Annotated in this window: 21 protein-coding genes and 4 pseudogenes; 10 read left to right on the top strand and 15 right to left on the bottom strand. The window is 49.2% G+C overall.

Annotated features, from left to right (window positions below; translation table 11 throughout):
* Positions 1-389, top strand: a 389-nt coding sequence (locus FYJ78_RS12305; RefSeq protein WP_154621683.1) for an integrase core domain-containing protein, incomplete at its 5' end; no start/stop codon positions are given.
* Between the two features lie 106 nt (positions 390-495).
* Here the strand turns inward: FYJ78_RS12305 and FYJ78_RS12300 are convergent.
* The 5 genes from FYJ78_RS12300 to FYJ78_RS12280 form a co-directional block, all read right to left on the bottom strand.
* On the bottom strand, positions 496-720 hold the full coding sequence (locus tag FYJ78_RS12300) for a hypothetical protein (protein WP_154621682.1): 225 nt from the start codon (positions 718-720) through the stop codon (positions 496-498).
* 3 nt (positions 721-723) lie between these two features.
* Entirely contained in the window at positions 724-996 is a 273-nt protein-coding gene (locus FYJ78_RS12295; RefSeq protein ID WP_154621681.1) for a hypothetical protein, read from the bottom strand.
* Between the two features lie 4 nt (positions 997-1,000).
* Positions 1,001-1,180 (bottom strand): hypothetical protein, encoded by a 180-nt coding sequence (locus FYJ78_RS12290; RefSeq protein WP_154621680.1) that lies wholly within the window; start codon positions 1,178-1,180, stop codon positions 1,001-1,003.
* A gap of 10 nt (positions 1,181-1,190) precedes the next feature.
* Positions 1,191-1,952, bottom strand: a complete 762-nt coding sequence (locus tag FYJ78_RS12285; RefSeq protein WP_154621679.1) for a phage antirepressor KilAC domain-containing protein — start codon at positions 1,950-1,952, stop codon at positions 1,191-1,193.
* Between the two features lie 128 nt (positions 1,953-2,080).
* Entirely contained in the window at positions 2,081-2,269 is a 189-nt protein-coding gene (locus FYJ78_RS12280; RefSeq protein WP_154621678.1) for a helix-turn-helix transcriptional regulator, read from the bottom strand.
* A gap of 148 nt (positions 2,270-2,417) precedes the next feature.
* On the opposite strand from FYJ78_RS12280, the gene FYJ78_RS12275 reads away from it, so the two are divergent.
* From FYJ78_RS12275 to FYJ78_RS12255, 5 genes are all read left to right on the top strand, one after another.
* Positions 2,418-2,828: a helix-turn-helix domain-containing protein gene (locus FYJ78_RS12275; RefSeq protein ID WP_154621677.1), complete on the top strand. Its 411-nt coding sequence runs from the start codon at positions 2,418-2,420 to the stop codon at positions 2,826-2,828.
* 2 nt (positions 2,829-2,830) lie between these two features.
* Entirely contained in the window at positions 2,831-3,652 is an 822-nt protein-coding gene (locus tag FYJ78_RS12270; protein ID WP_154621676.1) for an ImmA/IrrE family metallo-endopeptidase, read from the top strand.
* A 54-nt stretch (positions 3,653-3,706) separates the two neighbouring features.
* Entirely contained in the window at positions 3,707-4,339 is a 633-nt protein-coding gene (locus tag FYJ78_RS12265; RefSeq protein WP_154621675.1) for a LexA family protein, read from the top strand.
* Between the two features lie 220 nt (positions 4,340-4,559).
* Positions 4,560-5,294 (top strand): NYN domain-containing protein, encoded by a 735-nt coding sequence (locus FYJ78_RS12260; protein WP_235900062.1) that lies wholly within the window; start codon positions 4,560-4,562, stop codon positions 5,292-5,294.
* 191 nt (positions 5,295-5,485) lie between these two features.
* Entirely contained in the window at positions 5,486-6,535 is a 1,050-nt protein-coding gene (locus FYJ78_RS12255; RefSeq protein ID WP_154621674.1) for a site-specific integrase, read from the top strand.
* 43 nt (positions 6,536-6,578) lie between these two features.
* Here FYJ78_RS12255 and FYJ78_RS12250 read toward each other — a convergent pair whose 3' ends face one another.
* Positions 6,579-6,950 carry an ASCH domain-containing protein gene (locus FYJ78_RS12250; protein ID WP_154621673.1) on the bottom strand — a complete coding sequence of 124 codons (372 nt, stop codon included), beginning with the start codon at positions 6,948-6,950 and terminating at the stop codon, positions 6,579-6,581.
* Between the two features lie 209 nt (positions 6,951-7,159).
* Here FYJ78_RS12250 and FYJ78_RS12245 point away from each other — a divergent pair, with 209 nt between their 5' ends.
* The gene (locus tag FYJ78_RS12245; RefSeq protein ID WP_154621672.1) at positions 7,160-7,888 is read left to right on the top strand and encodes an SIMPL domain-containing protein; all 729 of its coding nucleotides are present in this window, start codon (positions 7,160-7,162) and stop codon (positions 7,886-7,888) included.
* A gap of 23 nt (positions 7,889-7,911) precedes the next feature.
* Complete coding sequence (locus FYJ78_RS12240) at positions 7,912-9,066, top strand: acyltransferase (RefSeq protein WP_154621671.1); 1,155 nt, start codon at positions 7,912-7,914, stop codon at positions 9,064-9,066.
* Between the two features lie 72 nt (positions 9,067-9,138).
* On the opposite strand, the gene FYJ78_RS12235 is transcribed toward FYJ78_RS12240, so the two are convergent.
* The 6 genes and pseudogenes from FYJ78_RS12235 to FYJ78_RS13055 all read right to left on the bottom strand — a co-directional run.
* The gene (locus FYJ78_RS12235) at positions 9,139-9,324 is read right to left on the bottom strand and encodes a hypothetical protein (protein WP_154621670.1); all 186 of its coding nucleotides are present in this window, start codon (positions 9,322-9,324) and stop codon (positions 9,139-9,141) included.
* Between the two features lie 4 nt (positions 9,325-9,328).
* Positions 9,329-9,472: a hypothetical protein gene (locus FYJ78_RS12230; RefSeq protein WP_235900067.1), complete on the bottom strand. Its 144-nt coding sequence runs from the start codon at positions 9,470-9,472 to the stop codon at positions 9,329-9,331.
* A gap of 46 nt (positions 9,473-9,518) precedes the next feature.
* Positions 9,519-9,779: pseudogene (locus FYJ78_RS12225) on the bottom strand (phosphomannomutase); the annotation flags it as partial.
* Between the two features lie 29 nt (positions 9,780-9,808).
* Positions 9,809-10,185: pseudogene (locus FYJ78_RS12220) on the bottom strand (NAD-dependent epimerase/dehydratase family protein); the annotation flags it as partial.
* A gap of 53 nt (positions 10,186-10,238) precedes the next feature.
* Complete coding sequence (locus FYJ78_RS12215) at positions 10,239-10,469, bottom strand: hypothetical protein (RefSeq protein ID WP_154621668.1); 231 nt, start codon at positions 10,467-10,469, stop codon at positions 10,239-10,241.
* Between the two features lie 8 nt (positions 10,470-10,477).
* A pseudogene (locus FYJ78_RS13055) lies at positions 10,478-10,567 on the bottom strand (sugar phosphate nucleotidyltransferase); the annotation flags it as partial.
* A 76-nt stretch (positions 10,568-10,643) separates the two neighbouring features.
* Between FYJ78_RS13055 and FYJ78_RS12205 the strand changes: the two are divergent.
* Both FYJ78_RS12205 and FYJ78_RS12200 read left to right on the top strand, forming a co-directional pair.
* Entirely contained in the window at positions 10,644-10,910 is a 267-nt protein-coding gene (locus FYJ78_RS12205) for a type II toxin-antitoxin system RelB/DinJ family antitoxin (protein ID WP_328597723.1), read from the top strand.
* A gap of 11 nt (positions 10,911-10,921) precedes the next feature.
* Positions 10,922-11,098 (top strand): annotated as a pseudogene (locus FYJ78_RS12200) (Txe/YoeB family addiction module toxin); the annotation flags it as partial.
* Positions 11,099-11,233: 135 nt separating this feature from the next.
* Here the strand turns inward: FYJ78_RS12200 and FYJ78_RS12195 are convergent.
* From FYJ78_RS12195 to FYJ78_RS12185, 3 genes are all read right to left on the bottom strand, one after another.
* Complete coding sequence (locus FYJ78_RS12195) at positions 11,234-12,208, bottom strand: metallophosphoesterase family protein (protein WP_195847971.1); 975 nt, start codon at positions 12,206-12,208, stop codon at positions 11,234-11,236.
* Positions 12,209-12,259: 51 nt separating this feature from the next.
* Complete coding sequence (pepD, locus tag FYJ78_RS12190) at positions 12,260-13,729, bottom strand: beta-Ala-His dipeptidase (RefSeq protein WP_154621666.1); 1,470 nt, start codon at positions 13,727-13,729, stop codon at positions 12,260-12,262.
* Between the two features lie 90 nt (positions 13,730-13,819).
* Entirely contained in the window at positions 13,820-14,365 is a 546-nt protein-coding gene (locus tag FYJ78_RS12185) for a cell division protein SepF (protein ID WP_154621665.1), read from the bottom strand.
* Positions 14,366-14,476 lie beyond the last annotated feature (111 nt).

Genomic DNA, 14,476 nt, shown 5'->3' with positions numbered 1-14,476 from the left:
TAGAAGTAAGCTGCGTGACGGAAACAATTCAAAAAGCGAAATTACGTCGCAACCTCGATTTACCACGGATTATCCACTCAGATCGAGGCAGCCAATACGTAGCTAAAGAATATAAGAAAGCCACCGCACGAATGCAGCGGAGCTATTCCAAGAAAGCTTATCCATGGGATAATGCCTGTATCGAGTCATTTCACGCATTGATAAAGCGTGAATGGCTGAACCGCTTTAGAATCCGGGATTTTAATCATGCTCACGGCCTAATTTTTGAGTATATTGAAGCATTTTATAACACAAAGCGGATTCACAGCCATTGTGGATATCTTTCGCCAGATGACTTTGAAAAACTTTACAATGCGAGCGTTGCTAGAGAATCACGATTGGTAAGCTGAAAATAATTAAAATTTCTCATTTTATGTTGTACTAAATCTTGACATAGGACCAGTGGGCTTATCTCGTGCCATTGCTACCACCTCCTCTTTTAAGCCTTCACACACTTCATGCCCTTCTCTGTTGCCCACCTCTCAAGGTCGGCCTCGGCCGCCTTACTTCTTCCCCCTTGCGTGAGCTAGGGCTTTTCCATTTGCGGGCTTCGATGAGGATGCGTGCAACCTTTGCAAAGGCCGCCTGGCTCGCCGGTGTGACCGGCAGCTTCTCGCCCTCCTTGAGGACGGTTCCGTCCTTGAGGATGTGGCGGAAATGGAATTGGTAGCGCTCTGTCATGTCTCATCGCTCCATACCTTTCTCAGCAGGAAGTCCCTGCCTCATGTCGAACCTCAGTGGCTTTGTCGTTGCCAGGATAAAAGAGACTCTACCTTTATCCGGCTTATAAACTTCCAGCAATGTCCATCCACTTGCCAAAAGATGATTAACTTCGCCAAAATCAAGCTCCGACGATATGCGCACCTCTCTTATGCGCTGAACATCTTGAGGCCGGAAAGCTCTTTTTCCCCCTGCCGCCATTGCGGTAGGGGTTTTTTCTTTTGTCTGTTCGCTCATTCCCTCATCCCTCCATGCACTTCATGCCCTTCTTACGCATAACCTTCCGCGCTCTTGCAATCATGCGCAGACGCTCAGTGGTAAACTCGCCCGGCGTGGTGCATTCCCACCAATCGAATAGTCTGTCGAGGAACGGGCCGTTCACTTTCTCAAATTTACCTTTATGCTTCCTCCATACGTTCATGCCGCTCACCTCACTCCAGTACCGCCTTGCTCCCGTTCAGGAACTTGTTGACAAAATAAACCTGACCCTTACCCGTAACCTTCGTGGTCTTGCTGATGGTCGTATGACCATCCGAGTGCGTGACCACCGTTTCTTTGACGCGGAACAGCTTCATCTCCATTGCTTTCTGCGTCGGCATATTCCAATCAAGCCCCTTGCGCTTAATGAGATAGCCTTTCTCGCGCAGCCATGCGAAGAGGCGCTTCTGCCCGATATCGTGCCCGTTCTGCTTGATAAGCTTCGCGAGGTCGCCGATGAGGATATCCGTTTTGCTGACGCTCACTGCATCGGCAAAGATTTCCTTGGGCCGCATCTCCTCGATGCGCTTGTCCTTCTCATCCAGCAGTTTCTGCGCCGCCAGAAGGCCATGTGCCATCTGCTCGGCCGGTGTGAGTGCTTTCGGACGCGGATTGAAGTAGTTCTCCTCCAGCGCGTCGAACATCTCCCATGCTTTATCCGTGCCAAGCATCTTACTGTGACGGCTTGCACCGCGGCGTGTCCAAAGGTAAAGCGTTCGTGTCATCGGGGAGATTTGCAGGTCGATATTTTCGACCCGCAAATTGTTGAGTGCTTCGCCCTCTACTTTGTAGTAGTGACGGCCTTCTTCAAAATGTGCTTTATTGTTGTTGAAGTTCTGCTTAATCTGTTTTGGCTCGCACTCATAAGCCTGTGCAAGTTGTTCCGTCGTGAGCACGTGCTCACCGCTGTAGTCAACCGGAATTAAATCGCTCATGCTTCTGCCTCCTTTATCCCGTGCTTAGCCGCATACTCGGCCAAGTCTTTTTCTGCTTCTTCTTTGGTGTTTGCAATCGTCTGTACTTTCATGTTTTGTCCTCCTTACCTTTTCTGTGTGTAGTTTCTTCACTTTTTCGCGCACAATAAATCATCAACGGTACAATTCAAGACTTTTGCAATACTTTCCAGTTTGCTTGCTCGAGGATATGTACCATTTTCCCATTTTGCAATGGTTGAGCGTTCTACATGGAGCCTTTCGGCCAGTTCTTCCTGACTGATATTTAGCGCCAAGCGAATCTTCTTTAGATTATTCATCAAAACACCTCCCTATGTGAAGTTTCTTCACTTAATATGCCTTTATTATAATGTGAAGCAACTTCACTGTCAACCCTTTTTGCTGAAAAAACTTCACACTTTATACGTGAAAGATTTTCACATATAATATTATCAAGGAGTGATATATATGAACGCATCCGAAAAACTAAAAGCCCTGCGTGAAGCTAAGGGCATGTCCCAGGCTGACTGTGCAAAAGCTATGAACATAGATAGAACAACGTATGCAAAATATGAAAATGGCGGAAGTATACGTCGAAACGTTGAAAAGCTCGCCGCCTTCTTCCGTGTCTCCACAGACTACCTCCTCGGCCGCACCGACGAGCCGGGCGGCTTCCAGAACGGAGACGGATGCGGCGAGGGCAAGGCGGCGGGAGAGACGGCTGTCACAACAGTAAAGCCTAAAGCATATGTTGAATTACATCGTCTTATCGACGAGCTTCCTCACAGCGATGTGGAAGAATTACTGAACACAGCTATATTCAAGAAAAAGAAAGCCGAACAAGTTCACGAACACGTAGATGATCCGGATGATTTTTGATTATGACAAATAAAGAAATATTATCTATTGTCGCTCATATTCATTTAGAGTGGTTGCCGGCACAATTCCCTGTGAAGGTCAAACGGCTGCTAAATATGCTGATCGACCTTGAACCAAATTTTCAGGCAATGACTTATCAAAAGTATGCAGAAATAGAAGACTGGTTCCCCTCTCCTTTTCAAATTAAGAGGCATTTTCACAGTTTAGAGGGTAAGATTATCTATCTTCCCGAGGAAAATCTATATGTTCTCCTCTACAACCAAGCACAGAGAATCGAGCGGAAGAAATGGACCTTAGCTCACGAACTTGGCCATTATTTCTGCGGGCATCTTAATCAGTTGCATTCGGGGCAGGTCATGGATGAATATACCAACCAACGTATAGAAGCGGAAGCTAACCGCTTTGCCCGATATCTTCTCGCTCCGCCCTGGCTGTTAGCTGGTGTCACTGGCGCCTATGGCTATACCGATGCTATGACCTTCTACGCACTTTGTCGGTTCTTGTTCCGTCTGAGTCAAGAGGCATCATATTACATAGCTGTCAGTAGCCATAACACTTTCTATCACTATGGAATCAAAAATCTAGCCTCTCACTGGAATCCTTTACAAAAAAAATATCAACCAATAATCGACGACATCATCTTCAAACAGCTGCCTACGCAATCCGATTTCAATAGTTTTGTTGATGCTTATCGTTACGAATATAACCTTATCAGCTGGCTATGCACCAGCCAACAAATCGGGCTCATACACGGTCCAGTATCGGCTGCTCAGATTCTTGCGGAGTGTAATACATCGGATGTTGCTCAACATAAAGGTATTTAAAGAATAAAAAAGCCGCCCATAATTACCATACAAAAAACAAAGGAGGACTGTCCCATGGCTAGTATTGGAGAGAAGATTCGTGACGCTAGGAAAAATGCCAGCATGACGCAAGTGGAACTGGCAAAAGCTACCAACCTGTCACGGTCTTATATAGGGGATATCGAGAAAGACCGATATAATCCGAGTGTATCGACACTCCAAGCAATTGCAAAGGCAACGAATGTTCCAGTAGAAAACCTTTTGGGCGGAGACGCCTCCACCCCGCCCGCGCCGAAAGTCACCCGCTATACCTACCGCATCACGGTCGTCGGCCGCGTCGCTGCTGGCCAGCCCATCCTCGCCCAAGAAGAAATCATCGACTACGAGTACATCGACGAGCGCCTACACAAGAGCGGCGACCAGTATTTCGGCCTCGTGGTCAAAGGCGCATCTATGGAGCCGACCATCCACGACGGCGACACCATCATCGTGCGCGTCCAGGAAAGCGTCGAGAGCGGGCAGATTGCCGTCGTCCTCGTCGATGGTGAGGACGCCACCGTCAAGGAAGTCAAAGAGACGGATACCGGCCTGACGCTCATCGGCCACAACGTCGCCGTTTACGCCCCACACTTCTACAGCCGCGAAGAAGTCGAGAAGCTCCCTGTCCGCATCATCGGCAGAGTAATCCAGAGCATCAGCAAGTTCTGATGGAAGGTTGCTACCGCTTCACTTAAGCACAGATAGATACAGTTAGGTACAGTTAGAACCGCAAAATGATTGAAATTGATTGACAAAGCACTACCAGAACGATATAATATTAATACAACAAAGCAGTTGTACGCTAATAACGTCTCTGGTAGTAAGCAGCCCGCCTATAAGGGTGTTGCCGAATCCAGAGACTTTTTTTATTGACTGAGGAGAATGAACAATGAATTGCATGCAAGGCCCCATCATCCGAACCGCCATTCTTGTAGACGGTGGCTTCTACCGTCGCAGAGCACAATCCATGCTGGGAGAGAAGACCGCAGCCGAACGAGCCGATGAGCTGAGTGCCTACTGTTGGAAGCACATCCGACACCAGCAAGGAAAGCACGACGTTGAACGACTACTTTACCGAATCTTTTACTATGACTGCCTGCCCATGGAGAAAAAGGTTTTTCATCCATTCTTACAGAGACAAGTCGATTTCTCTCGGTCGGAGCTATATACTTGGATGCTAGCCTTCATGGATGCGTTGAAGAAAAAGAGGAAATTTGCAATCCGGCTCGGCAAACTGGCTGACGAACAGGCACATTACTCCATCCGTCCAAAGATCATCAAGAAGCTATGCAATGGGCACATGCAGTTTGACGATTTACAAGAACAAGATTTTCAACTTGAGGTGGACCAAAAAGGCGTTGATATGAAAATTGGCCTCGACATCGCGTCACTGGCCTTCAAGCACCAGGTCGACCAGATTATCCTCATATCCGGAGACAGCGATTTTGTGCCCGCCGCCAAACTCGCCCGTCGCGAGGGCATTGATTTTATCCTGGACCCTCTTTACAATCCCATCAAGCCAGACCTTTTCGAGCATATCGATGGCCTTTGGACCTGCGACAAGCATTTCAATCCGAAAAGCAAAGAAACGCCAAGCGATGAAGGTAATGGCCTGACCTCGTAAACAAAAAGAGCAGGGCGCCTTCTCATGACTCCTGCTCTCTAACCGTACTACATCAGCCGTAGCCGCTCCTGCTCTTCATCTGCGCGATGGATGCACGCATAGCGTGAGCAGGTACACCATTTTGGATAACTGTATACTTTTATTATACCATATTCGTGGGTCCACGAAAAAGGTAGAAAGGTTGTGATCCCATGCCCGCATATAAGAATGACGCAGGCCGCTGGTACTGCGCCTTTTACTACAAAGACTGGACCGGCAAGCGCCGGAAGAAGAAAAAAGAAGGCTTCGACACAAAGCGCGAGGCACTTGGGTGGGAGCGGGAATTTTTGGATAAATACGCTGGCACGCCAGAGATAACCTTCACCGCGCTTGCCAAGGCCTACCTCGAGAGCGCCAAGCTGCGCCTTAAGCCGCAGACGTACTACACAAAGCGCAATATCACCCGCAACCATCTGATTCCCTTCTTCGGCGATATGATTATTGGTAACATAGACAGCCGCACCATCAATCGCTGGCGCGAGGAGCTGCTGCGCGCAGGTTACAAGACGACCTACCTGCGCACGATCCACGCGCAGCTCTCGAGCATCCTCAACTACGCGATGGAGTACTATAGCCTACCCAGCAACCCGTCCGAGGCTGTCGGCGGCTTCTCAATGCATACCAGCGCGAAGATGGACTTCTGGACGCTCGAAGAATTCCAGCGCTTCGCCATGTCCGCCCTGCAGCTTCCCCATCACATCATGGCCTTCTACTTGCTTTTCTGGACAGGCATGCGCGTCGGCGAGATGCTGGCGCTCACCTGGGATGATATCGACTTCGAAACAAATTCCATCTCGATTACCAAAACCTTGTACCGCCTGCAGAAGACTTCATACGTCAGCACCACAAAGACCAGCTCCGGCGACCGCACCATCATCATGCCGCGCTTCATCGCCGAGATGCTGCAGGACTATCGGCGCATGTCCGCCTATACGAGCGAAGAGCACATCATCCCCATCACCCGCGCCGCCCTACTCAAGAAGCTCCATGACGGCGCAAAAAAGGCTGGCGTGAAAGAGATACGCATCCATGATTTGCGTCACTCTCACGCCAGCCTTCTCATCAAAGCTCATTGCACACCAGTCGAGGTTGCCGACCGGCTTGGCCACAAGGACCCATCCATCACACTCAAGATCTACAGTCACATGTATGCCGCCCAGCGACAAAAAATCGCCGATATGCTTGATGACATGCGAGAGTAGTACGTTTTTAGTACGCTTCCGCTATCATCATCGCTACAAATCCTTATTCTACCGGGCTTTTGTCCAAATCATCATGTACCTCGGTAAAATAGATCACCGTAACGGTATCTTCCATGAGAATGCGCCGCTTGTATATTTTCTCAAAATCCGCGACCAATTCTTCCTTCGAATTGATTTCCGGATTCTGATGCCCCAGATCATTCGAGGTCAATGTCCCCATAGTTTTTACGCGCACCTTGTCCAGATAGGCCGAATAAAGCTTATGCTTCGGCTCTCCTTTTTTCCCTGTCGTAATCCACACAACGGAGCCTTCCGGATAAAGCTGCGTCACATCACCAAGGCGAACCGTACAGTTTTTGGTGCGTTCCATGAGCATTTTTTTATGCTTTGCTGCCTGAAAGTTCAATGCCATCATAATAAAGCATCTCCTATCTCGTCTCTATAGTCAATCCTAACAAGCGAAAAGATCCGATGGTTCGTATCTTTATGTAATTTATTTCTACCCATTCCGGAAAATTCCTGCCTTCTGGCGAATTTTCTTTGCCCGGCCCTTCATTCATGGGATTTTCTTTCAAAGTATGATAGAATAGAATCTGTAATTTTTCGACCCAGAGGAGGTTTATTATGTTTTCTTTCAAATCTACTGTTTTCGCTGCCCTATTCACCCTGACAGCCATGGTATCTGCTGCGCCGGGTACGGCGCTGGCCGCAGAGAAGCCTGCACCGCCAATCCTCTCCGTCGACGGACAGGGGACCGGTACCGTCGCCCCGGATCAGGCTACGATCACCATAGGCATCACTTCGCATGCGGCGAATGCCGGTCAGGCGCAAAATGATAATGCCTGGACTTCCAATCAGATTGCTCAGGCCATTAAGGCACTGGGTATCGACGCGAAGGATATTCAGACCGGCAATTACTCCTTCCAGCCGACATACCGCAAGGAAGAATCGCGCCGCAATGAAATTGACGGCTATACGGTCAGCCATTCCATGAACGTTGTCGTCCGTGATATTCACCGTACCGGAAAAGTGATTGATGCGGCTTTGCAGGCAGGTGCCAACGAGATTCATTCCCTGGAATTCACCGCCAGCGATGCACACTCAGCCCGCAGCACAGCGCTGTCCAATGCAGTACAGGATGCTCGCGGCAAAGCATCGATTATCGCAAAATGTCTGGGAAAACGCATCATCGGTATTCAGAGCGTCTCTGAAAGTTCCGGCTATCTGGAAAGCCGCCGCTTTGGCAATGCGATGATTATGGCAGCCAAAGACGCCGCTGCAGATACGCTGATTGAACCGGGCAACCTATCCCTCACAGCCCGTGTTCATATTGATTTCCTGATCAGCGACTAATTCAAAAAGGAGCTTTCGAATCCATGTCCACGCAAGCATCTCTTCCCCGTCCGCGCAAGCCTCGGCTGGCAGCAATCGAATACATTCGGGGAATTTCTATGATGGGAGTCATCGGCATCCATGTCGGCTCTCAATATCTCGGCAACCCCTCGGCAAATATCAATCTGACGGCCCTGTTCGAAGTCGCGACGCGTTTCAGCGTTCCCATTTTCTTTTTTATCTCCGCGTTTGGTCTGTTCTATAATCTGGACATGAATGCACCATTCAACTATCGCTCCTTTTTAAAGCGACGGTTTAAGACCGTCTTGATCCCCTATCTGGTCTGGTCGCTGTTTTACCTGATCCATGACGGGATCCTTTATGGGACAGGATTCCCCGACCCGCTCCACCTTCTGGTTCTGCTCTTTTTCGGCAACGCAAAATACCAGCTGTATTTCCTTGTCATTCTGCTCTGGTTCTATCTGCTGATGCCCCTATGGATCTGGATCGTACGTCGGGCCGGCGCAGTGAGTCTGACCATTCTCCTGATCGCGCAGATTGCCTTTGACTACTGGTCCAGCTTCAGCACATCCTTCAATCTGTTTATTTACGGCCTGCCGGACGGATCCGTGCTCAAGCCGTTTCTTCTCTATCGCCTGAACTATTGGGTCATGCACTATCTGTTTATCTTTATCCTGGGCGGATGGCTTGCCGTCCATATCTCATCCTTTCGGAAATTCATGCAGAACCATTCGCGCAGCATTACCCTATGCTTCCTCGCAAGCCTTTCCCTGCTTCTGACCTATTACTACTATCTGATCGGCTGCACCGGATATACGCCCATGGAAGCCATCAACACCGCACATCAGTTGTGTCCGGCAGGTATCTTCTATACGATCGCCGCTTCGATCTTCTTCTTCACCATATTTACCGAACAGCCCTATCCGTCGCTCCTGAACCCCATCCTTCACCAGCTGGGCCGCCATTCTTATTTCGCGTATCTGGCACACCCTGTCGCGATCACCTATTTATCCCTGTTTCTGCAGCATCATGGCATCCTGATGACGGCCCCCACCGCGATTCTCTTCTACGCAGCTACGCTTTTTCTGGCTATGCTTGGAGCGGTCATCTTCCGGAACCTCGGCCAGCGATTCCATTGGATCAATATCCTCACCATCGGTGTTTATCCGAAAAAATAGGCACAGTAAAAAGGCACCGTTTTCCCTCGTCGGAAACGGTGCCTTTTCTGCTGTCCACATGACTTTTTCCGCTTACTTCCCCTGCCGCATATTCTCCACACCGCCCATATCGCCCAGCGCATACTCGCAGCACTGCTGCACCAGATTATTCACCGACACATCCTGCGCCCTCGCCACCTCCGTCAACCGCTGTACCAAATCCACCGGCAGACGGAACGTCTTATTCACCATTTCTGAATTTTTCTTTACCACAAACATCGGATCACCTCACGATTTTAGCCAGCAATTCTTCGGTCTTTTGCCGCATCAACGCATCATTATGCCGAGATTCCACATTCAAACGGATCACCGGTTCCGTATTGGACTTACGCAGATTGAAACGCCAGTCGTCAAACGACACGGACAAGCCATCGATTTTCGTAACGTTCCCCTTTGGCCCGTATTCTTCCTCAATGCGCCGTAGCAAAATAGATCATCTCCGTACCGCACTGGCCCACATCCAGTACATCACAGCCTGACTCCCTCAGGTCTCGCACCAACGCTCTTTTCAAAACAGGACCTGACAAACGAATATCGTTGCCGACTACCACCCTGCCCGCTCCAAACAAATCCGGAAAAAACCGGCCAATCCGATAAGCCAGCTCTTCATTTATCGTCTGCGGATAAATTCCACGAATATCATAGGCACCAAAGGCCTCTGTACAATAACGCATGAAATCCTTCCTTATCCCATTAAATTTCCTTACCGCTCAGCCCTCATCGGATTATGTAAAAAGTCCTCGTAGGCCAGCTTGATGCCGTCTTTTAACTCCGTCTTATACGTCCAACCAAGCTTCGTAGCTTTTGATACATCCAAGAGCTTACGCGGCGAACCATCCCCCCCCAGCAAGTAACAGACTCCAAGCCCTGCTCCTTCGCCTCATGGAAACGACGGATCAGCGCCGGCATGACATGACTGTGCGTAGGATGATAATTATCATTGGGCCCATATAGATTGGTCGGCATGACGGAAATATAGTCTGTACCATACTGTTTATTCAAAAACTCACAATATTTAAGCCCCGAAATTTTAGCCAAAGCATAGGCCCCATTAGTCTTTTCCAACGCCGAAATCAAAAGATTTCATTTTCTTCAAAAACATACTTCTCATCCTCAATAAGTTACACTCGATTTCACTTGATTTTATTTTCCTTGGAGATCGCTTCACCGATCTGCACATCCATAATAATCATGCGGCTCTTAGCCGTAACCTTATGCTTGCAGCCTGCCGGAAGCTCCAGCACGCCAATGCTCTTTTCCTTCTCCACCACCGCATAATCAAAACTGATTTTCGCCAGATTGCCATAATTCTCATATAAATCCTCATAGCCTCTAAAATCCAACAGTTCATGAGCCTTTTCCAACACTATTCCCCATCCACCTGTGGAAACAGCGGAATAAACTGCTTCGAGCGAATATCATTCGATAATGGCCACAAACGCTTGCCAGAGCCGCCAGACAATCATACAATATGCAACAAAACATCCCCTTTTATCTCTACAGCGTACGTATAATCGTTATATAATTATGTTACGGAGGTGATATCCATAACACAATCTACCATCAACCTGCGCATGGATGCTGAGTTAAAACATGACATGGAAAATGTTTGCAAGGCAATGGGTATGAATCTTACTACCGCTTTTACCATCTTTGCCAAAAAAGTAACCCACGAAAGGCGTATTCCCTTTGAGATATCTGCCCCTGACGATCCGTTTTACACAGAGGAAAACATCGCCAGACTCAAAAGATCCATTGCGCAGCTCGAAGCAGGGCAGGGAACCGTCCATGAGGTCAATGTATGATAAAATCATGATCAGATGACGCTTGGGACGACTTTTGCTACTGGCAAAAGCAGGATAAGAAAACCTTAAAACGAATCTTGGCTTTAATCAAAGATATTGATCGTAACAGTTATAAAGGCATTGGCAAACCTGAACCACTACGTGAAGATTTATCCGGATATTGGAGTCGGCGTATCGATGAAGCAAACATTCTGCACGTCGATGAACCGTATCATGAAACACAAAAAGCGGCCTGCCCATCGCGCATGATGCGCAATGGACAGGCCGCTTTCGCTGTATCTTTTTGGTCAAAAAGGGCTGTCTTTTCTGTCGCTTCTACTCGGTTAAGATTCTGTTCCGTACAGAGGAAATTCCCGGTCCAATCCGGTCAGCCAGCAGGCGTTATGATGATCATAAGTGCGTACTACAATACGATCTGGATACAGGAACAAGGAATTGGTCACGATCTTTTTCCGATCCATACAATCGTTGTGAATATCATAGGTATTCTCGTTGTACCGATTGATCCCCTTTGCCGCAAAGCTTGCGTTGCGGCAGGGCGTGTGTGTATGTCCGGAGATCCACAGCTTCACCTGCGGATTGGCATCCAGCAGAGGATGCAGCCGCTTTTCCGGCATGGCAATGGTCCGTTCTTTATTGACCTTATCATTATAATTCAACAAAGTATTGTACAAGGGACCATGGAAGAAAATCAGCGTCGGCTGCTGGCGATGTGCGGCCAGATCTTTTGTCAGCCAATCCAGCTGCTCATCGCCCATCTCTGTCGGTAAAGCTCCTTCGGCAGACAGAAAAATGAGATGATATGGCCCGGCCTCCTTCGTATACCAACGCTTCGGCAGCTGCCAAAAGGTACGGAAATATTCCAGCTTGCGTTTCCAGACAGCAGGATCTGCAACGACCGGCTTGCCATCCGGCCTGGGCTGATCCCGATAGAGGAATTCATGGTTGCCATTGATCACCCACAGTTTGTGCTTCAAGCGGCCGAAGAATTTGCGGATATAGGCATATTCTTTCGGCACGGCCCTTTGCTCAACCAGATCGCCGACTACGGCTACGGCATCGACATCGGGCCAGCTGTTGATGTCATCGATCACAGCATTTTTGGCAGCCAGTATCTTTTCCTGATCCGCTTTGTGCGGGTGATGAAGGATTCGCACGGGAAGATGGGGATCTCCCAGCACCACCACGCGATAATATGCTCTTCCTTCCGCTGCCTTAACCAGCTTTTCCCAGTCTCCTGCACAAATTGCGCCCAGGCCAACCAGTATGCTGCGAATAAACGAACGCCGACTTAACATAGTCCATCGCCCCTTTTCCCTCCACATTCTGCGGCATGGAGTTTTTATCCGTTACCCCCGTTCGGCAATCTGATGCAGGGTTTCCAAAATCAGATGAACCTGTGGTTCAACGGTATCCAGCAGCAGCTTTTCATTCGGGCTGTGAATGTCCTTGGTCGTCACGCCGATGGAAACCATATCCAGTTTGGGATTTTTGAGGAAATGCCATCCGCATTCCAGTCCGGCATGAATCGTCTCCACTTTCATATCCAGTCCGTTTTGTTCTTTAAAGATCCCTGTCATGAGTTTCGCCAGCCGGCTGTCCTTGTTTTCCTTCCATCCCGGCGATTGAGTGCCAATATGAGCGGTAAAGCCCGTAAGCGCCGCCCATTCCTTTGCCATGAAACAGAACTCGTTGAGTTTCTGGTCCACAGCCGAGCGCGGGAAGTATGCAACCGTTACTTCCTCCTTATTCATCGAAACGACGCCGAGGTTCGCCGAAGTCTCCACAAGGCCCGGAATGACCGTTGACATAGCAAATACGCCCGTATGAAGGATCGTCAGCAGACGGATGAAATCGGTTGTAACGTCAGCGGTAAGCACCTGCTGCGGCACATCGACACGGGTCAACACAAATTGAACCGCCGGATCCACGCCGCCGTACATCTTGAGGTAGTTTTCCCGCTGCGTTTTCAGCACAGCATCCATGGCAGCCTGATCGAGATCCGCAGCGATCACCATCTTCGCATCATCCGGAATTGCATTGCGCGCCTTGCCGCCGGTAAAGGACGCCAGCTCTACGCTGCCCTTTTCCTGCAGGGCAGCGAGGGCAAAAGCCAGCGTACGAATCGCATTGCCGCGCCCGTCGCCGATACGTTCGCCCGAGTGACCGCCGAGAAGCCCTTTAACCTCAATCTGCCAGCCGTTCGGCTGAGTTGCTGCCTGCCGCGTCAATTTGCGGGAAAAATCCAGATTGACGCTTCCTGCGCTTCCGACGGTCAATTCATCGTAGTTCTCCGAATCGCAGTTGATCAAATAGGCAGCATCCGTCAGATAACGGGAGTCTAAATGTATCGCACCGGTCATGCCTTGCTCTTCGTCAACTGTGACAATCATACGGAGCGGTCCGTGATTTTGCGCATGCTTCAGGATATACATGGCTTCGGCCACGCCGATTCCATCATCTGCGCCAAGACTCGTCCCCTCTGCCTCCAGATATTTTTCCCCGCGAATCAGTTTGATCGGATCTTTGAGCGGATCATAGGCGTACCCCTCTTCGGCAACGCAAACCATATCCATGTGTCCCTGCAGGATAACCCGGGGGACTTTTTCATATCCTTTGCTGGCCGGTTTATCTGCAATAATGCAGCCGCGTTCATCCTGAATCACCGTAAATCCGGCCGCAGTCAGATCTTGTTTTAAAAAGTCGCTGACGGCCTGTTCATGTCCGGATTTGCGAGGAATCGCAGCCAGTTTGGCAAATTCTTCTAAAACGGCATCCAATATTTTCTTTTTTTTCACGAAAACCCATCTCCTGTACATGATATGGATGCAGCATAACTGCAATAAAAAACCAGACAGTCTCAACAGACTGCCTGGTCCAAGACAAACATCATAAGCGGCGGGCAGCAATCAATCCGTAAGAGCAACCGTCATAGCTTCCGCTACATCGACACCCTCCGGAACATAGAGTACGATCTGAGCAGAAATACGCTTCGCACAGCCGTCCAGCACGTAGCAGACGCCATTCACAAAGTCACAGATACGGCGCTGCTCCTCTGTCTCCACTTTTTCATAATTGACAACGCAGGCTTTTCCCGCCTTGAGATCATCCGCAATAGCGGTCACCTGATCAAAATTGCGCGGCGCATAAATCTGCACCTTCAGCGCCGGCTGCTTCATGGTATGAACCGTGAACTGCGGACGAGACTTGCTCTGACGCGAATAGGAAGGAGCAGCAGACGGACGCTCGACATGGATAGTGCCGCCATTCGATACTTTCAGATCCTCGGAAAAGCAATTCACCGATGCACTGGCAGTCCGGGCAGAATGAACCCCCGCAGCCTTTTCTCCGGCTGCAGAAATCTCACTGCCAAGTTCTTCCTCTTCGTCCAACGGCGGCATAATGAAATCAACAACGTTCATTACCTTGTCCTTGATCAGTGAAATTCCACCCATGTCATCTCGTCCTTCCAATAGTCAATATTTTTCGCAAAATTTCCACAAAACAATCGCCTAACGCAGAAATTTATTTTCTTATCCGTCCATTGCGGCTCAACTGTTAACATA

Origin of the sequence: Wylensekiella montiformis, from assembly GCF_009697385.1 — a bacterium.
GTDB classification, from domain to species: domain Bacteria; phylum Bacillota; class Negativicutes; order Selenomonadales; family Selenomonadaceae; genus Selenomonas_A; species Selenomonas_A montiformis.
The sequence above is the reverse complement of the archived record's forward strand: the minus strand, read 5'-3'. Positions and strand labels throughout refer to the sequence as shown.

Bases quoted from the DNA above. Each gene is read 5' to 3' on its own strand.
- FYJ78_RS12255 (WP_154621674.1), top strand. From the start codon at position 5,486: ATGCCCGCATATAAGAATGACGCAGGCCGCTGGTACTGCGCCTTTTAC.
- FYJ78_RS12280 (WP_154621678.1), bottom strand. From the start codon at position 2,269: ATGAATAATCTAAAGAAGATTCGCTTGGCGCTAAATATCAGTCAGGAA.
- FYJ78_RS12260 (WP_235900062.1), top strand. From the start codon at position 4,560: ATGAATTGCATGCAAGGCCCCATCATCCGAACCGCCATTCTTGTAGAC.
- FYJ78_RS12270 (WP_154621676.1), top strand. From the start codon at position 2,831: ATGACAAATAAAGAAATATTATCTATTGTCGCTCATATTCATTTAGAG.
- FYJ78_RS12275 (WP_154621677.1), top strand. From the start codon at position 2,418: ATGAACGCATCCGAAAAACTAAAAGCCCTGCGTGAAGCTAAGGGCATG.
- FYJ78_RS12250 (WP_154621673.1), bottom strand. From the start codon at position 6,950: ATGATGGCATTGAACTTTCAGGCAGCAAAGCATAAAAAAATGCTCATG.
- FYJ78_RS12195 (WP_195847971.1), bottom strand. From the start codon at position 12,208: ATGTTAAGTCGGCGTTCGTTTATTCGCAGCATACTGGTTGGCCTGGGC.
- FYJ78_RS12240 (WP_154621671.1), top strand. From the start codon at position 7,912: ATGTCCACGCAAGCATCTCTTCCCCGTCCGCGCAAGCCTCGGCTGGCA.
- FYJ78_RS12290 (WP_154621680.1), bottom strand. From the start codon at position 1,180: ATGAACGTATGGAGGAAGCATAAAGGTAAATTTGAGAAAGTGAACGGC.
- FYJ78_RS12235 (WP_154621670.1), bottom strand. From the start codon at position 9,324: ATGTTTGTGGTAAAGAAAAATTCAGAAATGGTGAATAAGACGTTCCGT.
- FYJ78_RS12185 (WP_154621665.1), bottom strand. From the start codon at position 14,365: ATGGGTGGAATTTCACTGATCAAGGACAAGGTAATGAACGTTGTTGAT.
- FYJ78_RS12295 (WP_154621681.1), bottom strand. From the start codon at position 996: ATGAGCGAACAGACAAAAGAAAAAACCCCTACCGCAATGGCGGCAGGG.
- pepD (WP_154621666.1), bottom strand. From the start codon at position 13,729: ATGTACAGGAGATGGGTTTTCGTGAAAAAAAAGAAAATATTGGATGCC.
- FYJ78_RS12300 (WP_154621682.1), bottom strand. From the start codon at position 720: ATGACAGAGCGCTACCAATTCCATTTCCGCCACATCCTCAAGGACGGA.
- FYJ78_RS12245 (WP_154621672.1), top strand. From the start codon at position 7,160: ATGTTTTCTTTCAAATCTACTGTTTTCGCTGCCCTATTCACCCTGACA.
- FYJ78_RS12265 (WP_154621675.1), top strand. From the start codon at position 3,707: ATGGCTAGTATTGGAGAGAAGATTCGTGACGCTAGGAAAAATGCCAGC.
- FYJ78_RS12285 (WP_154621679.1), bottom strand. From the start codon at position 1,952: ATGAGCGATTTAATTCCGGTTGACTACAGCGGTGAGCACGTGCTCACG.